The organism is Salinihabitans flavidus (genome assembly GCF_900110425.1).
GTDB lineage: Bacteria > Pseudomonadota > Alphaproteobacteria > Rhodobacterales > Rhodobacteraceae > Salinihabitans > Salinihabitans flavidus.
The window spans coordinates 1-9,097 of the sequence record NZ_FODS01000052.1; the positions used below are offsets into that span (position 1 = coordinate 1).

The 9,097-nt window shown below is 63.3% G+C and carries 10 protein-coding genes, 1 tRNA gene and 1 pseudogene; 4 read left to right on the forward strand and 8 right to left on the reverse strand.

What is annotated here, in order from left to right; all coding sequences use genetic code 11:
- A partial coding sequence (locus BMW66_RS20450; RefSeq protein ID WP_217639353.1) for a hypothetical protein occupies positions 1-907 on the forward strand: 907 nt, incomplete at its 5' end.
- Positions 908-919: 12 nt separating this feature from the next.
- On the opposite strand, the gene BMW66_RS19220 is transcribed toward BMW66_RS20450, so the two are convergent.
- Genes BMW66_RS19220 through BMW66_RS19250 form a run of 7 tightly spaced genes read right to left on the reverse strand, consistent with a single transcriptional unit; the run spans position 920 to position 7,283 of the window.
- The gene (locus BMW66_RS19220; protein WP_093120766.1) at positions 920-1,849 is read right to left on the reverse strand and encodes an AEC family transporter; all 930 of its coding nucleotides are present in this window, start codon (positions 1,847-1,849) and stop codon (positions 920-922) included.
- Between the two features lie 9 nt (positions 1,850-1,858).
- Positions 1,859-2,659, reverse strand: a complete 801-nt coding sequence (locus BMW66_RS19225; RefSeq protein WP_093120767.1) for an MBL fold metallo-hydrolase — start codon at positions 2,657-2,659, stop codon at positions 1,859-1,861.
- On the reverse strand, positions 2,656-3,462 hold the full coding sequence (locus BMW66_RS19230; RefSeq protein WP_093120768.1) for a TatD family hydrolase: 807 nt from the start codon (positions 3,460-3,462) through the stop codon (positions 2,656-2,658). Before BMW66_RS19230 ends, BMW66_RS19225 begins: the two co-directional genes overlap by 4 nt.
- Before the next feature lies 1 nt (position 3,463).
- Complete coding sequence (locus BMW66_RS19235) at positions 3,464-4,594, reverse strand: DNA polymerase III subunit delta' (protein ID WP_093120770.1); 1,131 nt, start codon at positions 4,592-4,594, stop codon at positions 3,464-3,466.
- Positions 4,591-5,217 (reverse strand): dTMP kinase, encoded by a 627-nt coding sequence (gene tmk / locus BMW66_RS19240; protein ID WP_093120771.1) that lies wholly within the window; start codon positions 5,215-5,217, stop codon positions 4,591-4,593. Before tmk ends, BMW66_RS19235 begins: the two co-directional genes overlap by 4 nt.
- Entirely contained in the window at positions 5,214-6,389 is a 1,176-nt protein-coding gene (locus BMW66_RS19245) for a D-alanyl-D-alanine carboxypeptidase family protein (protein ID WP_093120772.1), read from the reverse strand. Before BMW66_RS19245 ends, tmk begins: the two co-directional genes overlap by 4 nt.
- Positions 6,390-6,401: 12 nt before the next feature.
- Positions 6,402-7,283, reverse strand: a complete 882-nt coding sequence (locus BMW66_RS19250) for an SPOR domain-containing protein (protein ID WP_093120773.1) — start codon at positions 7,281-7,283, stop codon at positions 6,402-6,404.
- 202 nt (positions 7,284-7,485) lie between these two features.
- On the opposite strand from BMW66_RS19250, the gene BMW66_RS19255 reads away from it, so the two are divergent.
- The 3 genes and pseudogenes from BMW66_RS19255 to BMW66_RS20705 all read left to right on the forward strand — a co-directional run.
- Positions 7,486-7,575: transfer RNA gene (locus BMW66_RS19255), tRNA-Ser, on the forward strand.
- A 357-nt stretch (positions 7,576-7,932) separates the two neighbouring features.
- Positions 7,933-8,169: a helix-turn-helix transcriptional regulator gene (locus BMW66_RS19260; protein ID WP_093120774.1), complete on the forward strand. Its 237-nt coding sequence runs from the start codon at positions 7,933-7,935 to the stop codon at positions 8,167-8,169.
- Between the two features lie 246 nt (positions 8,170-8,415).
- Positions 8,416-8,790, forward strand: a pseudogene (locus BMW66_RS20705) (DUF927 domain-containing protein); the annotation flags it as partial.
- A gap of 107 nt (positions 8,791-8,897) precedes the next feature.
- Here the strand turns inward: BMW66_RS20705 and BMW66_RS20710 are convergent.
- Positions 8,898-9,097: integrase core domain-containing protein (locus BMW66_RS20710; RefSeq protein WP_245729565.1), on the reverse strand; the 200-nt coding region annotated here is incomplete at its 5' end.

Consider the following 9,097-nt stretch of genomic DNA (forward strand, 5'->3'; position numbering starts at 1 on the left):
GCGCGCGCCATCCGAGACCGGGCTTTACGAGGTGCGCTATGTGCTCAACGAGGGGCGCCGCACGCTGGCGACCACGATGATCGAGATCACCGAACCGGAGGTGACGGTGTCCGCGCCGGAAACCGCGTTGACCGGCGAGGCTTTCGCCGTCTCGTGGAGCGGCACTGTTTCAGGCAATGATTTCGTCACCATCGTGCCCGCCGGGGCCGAGGAGGGCGAGATCGACAACCACGCCCGCGTCCGCGACAAAACCGACGACCAACTGCGCGCGCCATCCGAGACCGGGCTTTACGAGGTGCGCTATGTGCTCAACGAGGGGCGCCGCACGCTGGCGACCGCGATGATCGAGATCACCGAGCCGGAGGTGACGGTGTCCGCGCCGGAAACACTGCGCGCGAGTGACGATCTGAAGGTTTCCTGGACCGGCGCGGTGTCGGGCAATGATATGGTGACGATCGTTCCAATGGGCGCTGCGGACAAGGAGATCGAGACACATATTCGGGTTCGTGACAACACCGAGGGAACGCTTCGCGCGCCTGAGCAGCCGGGCCTCTACGAGGTGCGCTATGTGCTCAACGAGGGGCGGGTCGTTCTGGCCCGTGCCAGTGTCGAGATTCTGGACGCTGATGCGCCCCTGTCCTTCGGCGCCACGCTGACCGCGCCGGACAGTGCCGCCGCCGGTGAAACGATCGAGATCGAATGGCAGGTTGAAGAACGCAGTGCCGATCAGCGGATCGCGCTGGCCGAGCAGGGCAAGCCGCTCTTCACATGGGCCGCGGTTGAGAAGATCACAGATGACGGGCCCGTGCGCCTTACGTTGCCTGACGAAAGTGGGGTTTACGAGCTTCGTCTTCTGGACATCAGCAACCGAAAGGTGCTTGCACGGCAGGTGATCGAGCTTCGCTGACGTTGACCGCGCTCAGGGAAGCGCGGCCAGCCAGAGCCAGACGGTCACGATGGACAGAGCGGTGCCGATCAGCACCGAGGACGCCGCCACGCGTTGTGCCCGGCCGTAGAGCGAAGCAAAGAGATAGACGTTGATCCCCGGCGCCATCGACGCGGTCAGCACGGCAGAGCGGAAGGAGCTTAGATCGAGCCCCTGCCCCTGCCCCGCCACCCAGACGATGGCCGGGTGCAATCCGAGCGCAATGGCACAGACAAAGGCAATGGTCAGCCAGTCGCCTTCCGGCCGGTAGCGGAACAGCACGCCGCCCACGCCGAAAAGGGCGGCGGGAAGCGCAGCCCGGGCCATCAGGTCCACCGCGACGCTGACCGGTTCAGGCAGGGTCACACCGGCGAAATTGACCACGAAGCCTGCGGAGATCCCGAGGATGAGCGCATTGCGGAACATTGCCGTGAAGACGGTTCGGACAAGGCCGAATCCTGCCGTGCCGCGGGCCCGCACGATCTCCATCACGGCGATGCCCAGCCCATAGCAGAAGGGCGAATGAAGCGCGATGATCGCGTAGTTGCCCGCCAGTGCGTCCTCTCCATAGGCGCGCTCGGTGATCGGCAGGCCCAGCAGGAGCGAGTTGGAGAAAAGACAACAGAAGCCGATGGCCACCGCGTCTTCCCAGCCCCGGCGAAACAGCAGGCGCGCGCCGAAAAGACCCGCGAGAAAGCAGATCGTCGCCCCGACATAGAAGGTGCCGAGCATGGCGAGATCGAACTCTGCCCCCAGATCGAGGGTGGATATGGCGCGGAAGAGAAGCACAGGCACCGCGAAATTCGTGGCAAAGCGCATCAGCCCGTCGATATGCGCCACCGTGACATAGCCGCGCCACGCCGCTGCGTAGCCGAATCCGATCACCAGAAATACCGGGAGGATGACGGTGAACAGCTCCTGCATCGTGCGATCCTAGATTTGTTGCACGATCTGCATCCCGTCGTAGGCCGGGGTGATGTGGTCCGGTGTCTCACGCTCCAGCACATCGTAATCAAGGTCGATATGCATGTTGGTCAGCACCGCGCGCTTCGGTGCGGCGCGTTCGATCCATTCCAGTGACTTTTCGAGGTGCGCATGGGTCGGATGGGGCGTGCGCCGAAGCGCGTCGAGCACCCAGCAGTCCAGCCCATCCAGTTGTGGCCAGGCGTCGTCGTAGATCTCCACCACATCCGGCATATAGACCAGATTTCCGATACGAAAGGCCAGCGCGTCAATGCTGCCGTGATTAACCCTGATCGGGGTCAGGGTCACAGGGCCGCCCGCGCCCGCGATCGTAACGTCGCCCTTGATCGTGTGAAGATCGAGGATCGGCGGATAGGGGGAGCCTTCGGGTTGCACGAAGGCGTAGCCAAAGCGGGAAAAGAGCGCCTCTTGCGTGGGGCCGTCGGCCCAGACGGCCAAGCGTTCCCGCTTGTTGAAAACAATCATGCGCAGATCGTCGATACCATGCATGTGGTCGGCATGAGAATGGGTGTAAATCACGCCATCCAGCGTTGCGATCCCTGCATCGAGAAGCTGACCGCGCATATCGGGGGATGTGTCGATCAGAACGCTGGTGGTGCCGTGCGCGCCTTCGCGTTGCACCAGAACGGAGCAGCGCCGGCGGGCATTGCGCGGGTTGCCGGGGTCACAATCGCCCCAGTTCCCACCAAGACGCGGCACGCCACCAGAGCTGCCGCACCCCAGTATGGTGAAGATCAGCCGGTCGCTCATGCCGCCATCCCGTAGGCTGCGGCCTTGGCGAAGAGACGTTCGAAGTTGGCCTGCGTCGCAGCGGCGAAATCGGCATAATCGAGACCGAATACCTCCGCCCCCTTCCGGGCGGTATGCATGACATGGGCCGGTTCATTACGTTTGCCGCGATAAGGCGGCGGCGCAAGATAAGGGGCGTCGGTCTCCACGAGGATACGCTCAAGCGGGGCGCTGGCGAAGATGTCGCGCAAGTCCCGGCTCTTGGGAAATGTCGCAATGCCGGACATCGAAAGGTAGAACCCCAGATCGAGCGCGGCGCGGGCCAGCGCGGACCCCGACGAAAAGCAGTGCATCACGCACGAATAGGGCCCGTTTTTGTGCTCCTCGGTCAGGATGCGGGCCATATCCTCGTCGGCATCGCGGGCATGGATGATGAGCGGCAGGCCGGTTTCGCGGGCCGCGGCAATATGGATGCGCAGGCTTTGCTGCTGCACGTCCTTGCTTTCTGCGGTGTAGTGGTAATCGAGACCGGATTCCCCGATGCCGACGAACTTGGGATGTTCGGCCAGCGCCACCAGTTCATCCACCGTGGCGAGCGGCTCGTCCGCGGCGCTCATCGGGTGGGTCCCGGCGGCGTAGAAAACCTGTTCATGCGTCTCCGCGATGGCACGGACCTGCGGTTCCTGACGAAGCCGCGTGCAGATTGTGACCATGCGCGTGACGCCATTCGCGGCGGCATTGGCGAGGATCTCGTCGAGCTGACCCTCGAAATCGGGGAAATCGAGGTGGCAGTGACTGTCGGTGATCTGTGGGATGTCGGTCATTCTATCCGGCTGCGGTCTGCTGTATTTTCCAGACGGTATCTAGGACCAGCGCGGCGGGGTCAAGGTTGACCGCCCGGCCGTGTCGGGTGCGGGCGCTGACCTGCTGTGCGGTGGTGGCCCATGCGCGGGCCTGGGCCGGGCTCGCGGACAGACGGGAGAGAAGGTCCGCTTCCCCCCGGGCGGCTTCTGGGTGGGGCGCCTGCCCGGTCACGCCGGTTCGGGCGAGACGGACGAGAAAGAGATCCACCAGCGTCAGGAGAAGCTCGAACCTGTCCTCGCTGCCGCGCGCGGCGGCCAGATCCGCCAGCTTGAGCGCGCGGGACCGATCCGGACGTGGAAGGCCGGAGAAAAGCGCGACCAGTTCGGTATAAAGTTCAACACCGCCCAGCCGCGAGATCCGCATCGCCTCCCCCACCGATCCGGACGAGAGGGCGGCCAGTTCCGGCGCGGCATCACCCGGCGTATCCGCGCCGGCAGCCGCCAATGCGCGCGCCATATCCTCGGGCGACAGCGGTGCAAGGCGTAACTCGCGGCAGCGCGAGCGGATGGTGGGCAGAAGGCGCGCGGGCTGATGCGAGATCAGGAAGAAGGTGGTGCGCGCGGGCGGCTCTTCCAACTGCTTGAGAAGCGCGTTGGCGGACGCGTTCATCATCTCGTCCGCGCTGTCGACGATCACCACGCGCCGCCCGCCCTCTGACGCCGAAAGCGACAGGAAGGAACGCAGCTTGCGCACCTCCTCCACGCGAATTTCGGCCGAAAGCCGATCTCCGCGTTCGTTGGCCCCGCGCCGGAGCAGGAACAGTCCGGGTTCCGACAGTGCCGCAATACGGCGGAACACCGGGTGATCGGGGGCGACATCGAGCGTGTCATGCGCCGGGGGCGCATCGCCGAAAAGGCCGCCCCCCTCCCCGAGGGGCGTGGCCAGAAGGAACCGCGCCGCAGACCATGCGAAGGTCGCCTTGCCAACGCCGCGCGGGCCGGTCAGCAGCCAGGCATGGTGAAGTCGATCCGCATTCATCGCGCTCAGAAAACCCTGAACCGCCGCATCCTGCCCGATGAGATGCGCGGTTTCGCGTGGGTGCGGGGCGCCCTCTACGCGGTCTGGTTCGGGCAGGGCTGGGGCTTCGCTCATACCGGCGCGGCCTTCACGATGCGCAGGATGTCGGCGGCCACCGCGTCTTGCGTCCGGTTACCGTCGATCACATGAATTCGCTGCGGAAACTCCTCGGCCAGGGCCAGGAATCCCTGCCGCATTTGCGCCTGAAGCGCCGGGCCGAAATCCTCGAACCGCTCCTCAACGGTCTGCCGGGCCTTGGCGCGGTGCAATCCCTGTTCGGGATCCATGTCGATCAATAGCGTAAGATCAGGTTCGCGCCCGATCATCAGGCGGTGCAACTCGTCCACCAGCGCGCGCAGATCGCCGCGCGACATTCCCTGATACATTCTTGTGCTATCGGCGAAGCGGTCGCAGATCACTGTCTTACCGGCGGCCAGCGCCGGCAGGATCGTGCGCTCGAGATGATCGCGCCGCGCGGCGGTGAACAAAAGGATCTCGGTCTCCGCCGACCAGCGGTCGGGGTCGCCCTGCAAAACAAGGGTACGGATTTCCTCGGCGCCCGGAGAGCCTCCGGGCTCGCGTGTCAAGATCGTCTCAACCCCTTCGGCGCGCAGGGCTACGTCAAGCAACTGGGCCTGGGTGGATTTGCCGGAGCCGTCAATGCCCTCGAAAGTGATAAAGAGACGATCCGGGGTCAACTCGCCCCCACGGCATCGGGATTGAGGCCCATCTTCTTCATCAGGACAGTGGCCGCCACCTTCAACCGTGCCGTGAAACCGCCTTTGGCCACGCCGGTTTCGGCCACCAGCGGGATGCGCATCTCCGGCAGATCCACCGGCTTGAGCACCAGTTCCGCAATCTCCTGCCCCCCCTCGACCGGGGCGCTGACCGGCCCATTGTAGACCACTTCGGCCTCAACCTGTTTACTGGACAGAACCGGCAGCAGGAGAGACACATCCTCTGCCGGAACAAGCCCGACGCGGGGCACCGCGCCCATCCATACCTCAGCCTGGGCGACACGCTCACCGGACCGCAGCACCCGGTGTTCGGAAAATTGCCGGAACGCCCAGCTTACGATCTTTTCGGAGACATCGGCGCGTTCGCTGGCGCTCTCAAGCCCGGAAATGACGAATATCACACGGCGGTCCCCCTGCCGGGCAGAGCCTGCAAGCCCATATCCCGCCTCTTCGGTGTGCCCAGTCTTGAGCCCGTCGGCGCCGATTCCAAGCCCCAGAAGCGGGTTGCGGTTGCGGTTGTTCTGTGGCGCGCGGCCATCGAAGGCGAACTCCTGCTCGGCGAACATCGGATAGAACTCGGGAAAATCGGTGATGATGCGGTTGGTCAGCAATGCCAGATCCCGCATCGACATCAGGTGCCCGGCTGCGGGCCAGCCGTTGGAGTTCATGAAGGTGGAGTTGGTCATACCCATCTGATGCGCGCGCCGCGTCATCATGCGGGCGAACCCGGCCTCTGTCCCGTCAGGGCTCAGCGCCTCGGCGATCACCGCGCAGGCGTCATTGCCCGAAAGCACGACGATGCCGCGCAACAGGTCCTCGACCGTCACCCGGTCCGTGGTGTCGAGAAACATGGTCGAGCCGCCGTAGCTCATCGCATGCTCCGAAACGGGCAGCTTCTCCTGCATCGTGAGGCGACCGTCGCGCACCGCCTCGAATGCCATGTAGAGAGTCATCAGCTTCGACATGGACGCCGGAGGCAGCGGGTCGTCCGCATTCTTGGACAGCAGCACGGTGCCGGTCGTCTGATCGAGCACGAAGGCGGCGCGGGCTTTCGTCTCGAATGCGGTGACGGCCTGCGCCATCAGCAACAGCGCGAGCAAGCCACCCGCAAGGCGTATCAAGGGCCGGATCATGATCCCCTCCGGTCAGTTGTCTACAGCGTAGGCGTCGGTAAAGCCGGTGCCTTTGATCTTTTTCAACAGTTGGGCGCGTTCTGACGCGGTTGTCGCCGGGCCGACCAGAACGCGCCAGTAGGTCTTGCCCTGAAGCGATTGTTCCCGGATGAGCGGTACCATCCCGGCATTGCGCATCTGTCCCGCCGCATTCTTGGCATTGGATTCTACACTGAAGATACCGATCTGGATATAGGGCTTTGACAGAGACGAGGCCTTTGGCCTTGCATCCGGCTTCGGCGCCGGGGTCTCGGCAGTGGTTTCGCCTGACGCGGTGGGGGTCTGTTGACCGTCTTCCGCCTTTTCGATCGCGGCACCGGCTGCGGCGACCGGATCGAGCGAATCTTCCTGAACGTCAGCGGGCGCGGGAAGTTCGCCGTCCCCCGCCTCTTCGTCCGGCACCTCTTCACGGCGCAGCGCGGTCACATTCAGTTCCACGGGCTGTCCGGCCAGCATTCCGATCGCCGCAGCCGCATCGGAGGATATCTGAAGGCGCGGTCCGGGAATCTCGCGTTCACGCCGGAACAGCGCACCAATGACAAACTTGCCGTTGCTGTTGTTGCGAATTATGACGCGTTCAGGGTCTTTCACATCCGGATGCGCGGCCCAGACCCCGCCGAGCGACGGGCGCCCATCCCAAAGCCCGGCCTCCGTGACCGAAAAGACCTCCGGCGCCTCGACATCACGTTCCACAAGTTTGACCGAACGGGTTTCACCCTGCTCGGAGGATGTGGCGCGGAAAGGATTGAAATCGCCCGCGTCCTCGCAGCCGGAAAGCAGCGCGGCCGCACACAGCCATACCAGTGCCCGCGAACCCTTGGATCCGGCAGCTGCCCGAAAACTCTGATTTTGCATGTCGTGCCCCTTGCCTGTTCGCGGTCGTTGCCGCCCCTGTCTGCCGTTGCCCGGCGCCACTTGTTTGAGTGCCATGACATGATTGCGGTGACAGTGTAACCCCATGCCGTGATCAAGGAAAGTGGCGCCGTCGAGATGAGCGGATTTTACCGAGACAACGGGGCTTTCAGAATCACGCGCCGCCGAGTAGCAATTCCGGATCGGAGGAGTGGCAGAGTGGTCGAATGCACCGGTCTTGAAAACCGGCGTGGGTTAACGCCCACCGTGGGTTCGAATCCCACCTCCTCCGCCACCTATCACCGTAACAATTTGAATTTGCTTTGTTTTTTCATCACAAGCATTTCCTACCACCATAAGTGCCACCAACGTTTGCGCCATTGCCTACCATGTGATGCAACTACCTGCATGTAGCACCGGCGTATCGATCAATCCGTCCATGACCATGTTCGAGTCCAGGGCCAGCGTGAATCACTGCCTGGCATGCATGCCGATCTAGGAAAATTTGCGCGCGGCGCAGAATCCTAAGGCAATCCGACGAAAACTTTGCTATAATGGTAGGTATTGCAACCTGCAAACGTTCACTTCCCGTCGGAAGCCGCAAAACAGCCGACGGGGTGTGAAGTCGTGTGCTCAACCCAGGAGACTCAGGGTGAACTCAACAACTCCTAACCTCTATCTATCTGTCGAGCAAGTCGCAAATCGTTTCGGCGTGTCCAAGGACTCGATCTGGCGCTGGAAGCGGAATGGCGACTTCCCGGCGCCCGTCAAATTGGGTGGAACGACGACCCGCTGGCGCCTTTCCGACATAGAGGAATGGGAGAGCCAGCTGGTCTGTGGATTCATCACGTGCCTCGGGTTCGAGCCAGACCGCCTGACCCTGCTCTGACGCCTCTCCAAGTATCCCGACACCCATAAGGCCTGCGCCACGGTGCGGCCTCAGATTACCGCCACCGGCGCGCGCCGCATCGCGCCGGTCTCTCCAGTCCTGTCCAATCGAGAGCATCACATGACCGATACCATTGCCCCTACTCCCAACAACGCGTTGAACCAGAACGTGCTCGCCTTTACGGCTGGCTCCAAGGCGGCTGCGACCAACGCCATGCCGCGCGATGACGCGAAGTCCACCAATGGCATGCCGGCAGGTTACGCCACCGATGAGAACGGTATTTATGAGCTGCGCGACAACAAAGAAGGCGATGCGCTGTCCACGCGCATCTGCTCTCCGCTCATCGTGAAAGGGCGCTGCCGGAATACTGTCGGCCATGGATGGGGACGTGTTCTCACCGTGCAGGACCCGGACGGCATGTGGCATGAGCTGGTGCTCAGCGAGCAGCAGCTCAATAAGTCGGCGAACGTGGCGCTGGCACCGCTCTTCAACGTGGGCTTTGAGCTGGCACCGGTCGAGAAGGCCGCCAAGAGTGTGATGAAGCTGCTGAACATCTGGCGGCCCGAGGATCAGTATCTGCGTTTCGACCGGCTCGGCTGGACCGACAACAAGCACGACGCATTCGTGCTCGGCTGCGGTCATGTGATCGGCAATGCCCTCGTGGCGACTGACCTGCCCCTTTTTTCAGGGCCACTCGTAAGTCGAGCCTGTTCTCCTTTTGTGTGCCATCATTCGGCGGCGCGAGCAATGGGCGCGGGCGCGGAGCCATCAGGTAGCTCAAGCGGCTGCGCCCATTGCGTTTTGTCGAAGGGCCTTGCGGCTGCGAACTCCTCCGGGGTCTGATACTTCAGGCTGCTGTGCGGACGCTCCCTGTTGTAATCGATCCTCCAGTCTTCGATGATTTCACGGGCTTCACCGATGCTGGCAA

Bases quoted from the DNA above. Each gene is read 5' to 3' on its own strand.
- BMW66_RS19250 (WP_093120773.1), bottom strand. From the start codon at position 7,283: ATGCAAAATCAGAGTTTTCGGGCAGCTGCCGGATCCAAGGGTTCGCGG.
- BMW66_RS19235 (WP_093120770.1), bottom strand. From the start codon at position 4,594: ATGAGCGAAGCCCCAGCCCTGCCCGAACCAGACCGCGTAGAGGGCGCC.
- BMW66_RS19245 (WP_093120772.1), bottom strand. From the start codon at position 6,389: ATGATCCGGCCCTTGATACGCCTTGCGGGTGGCTTGCTCGCGCTGTTG.
- BMW66_RS19220 (WP_093120766.1), bottom strand. From the start codon at position 1,849: ATGCAGGAGCTGTTCACCGTCATCCTCCCGGTATTTCTGGTGATCGGA.
- BMW66_RS19230 (WP_093120768.1), bottom strand. From the start codon at position 3,462: ATGACCGACATCCCACAGATCACCGACAGTCACTGCCACCTCGATTTC.
- BMW66_RS19225 (WP_093120767.1), bottom strand. From the start codon at position 2,659: ATGAGCGACCGGCTGATCTTCACCATACTGGGGTGCGGCAGCTCTGGT.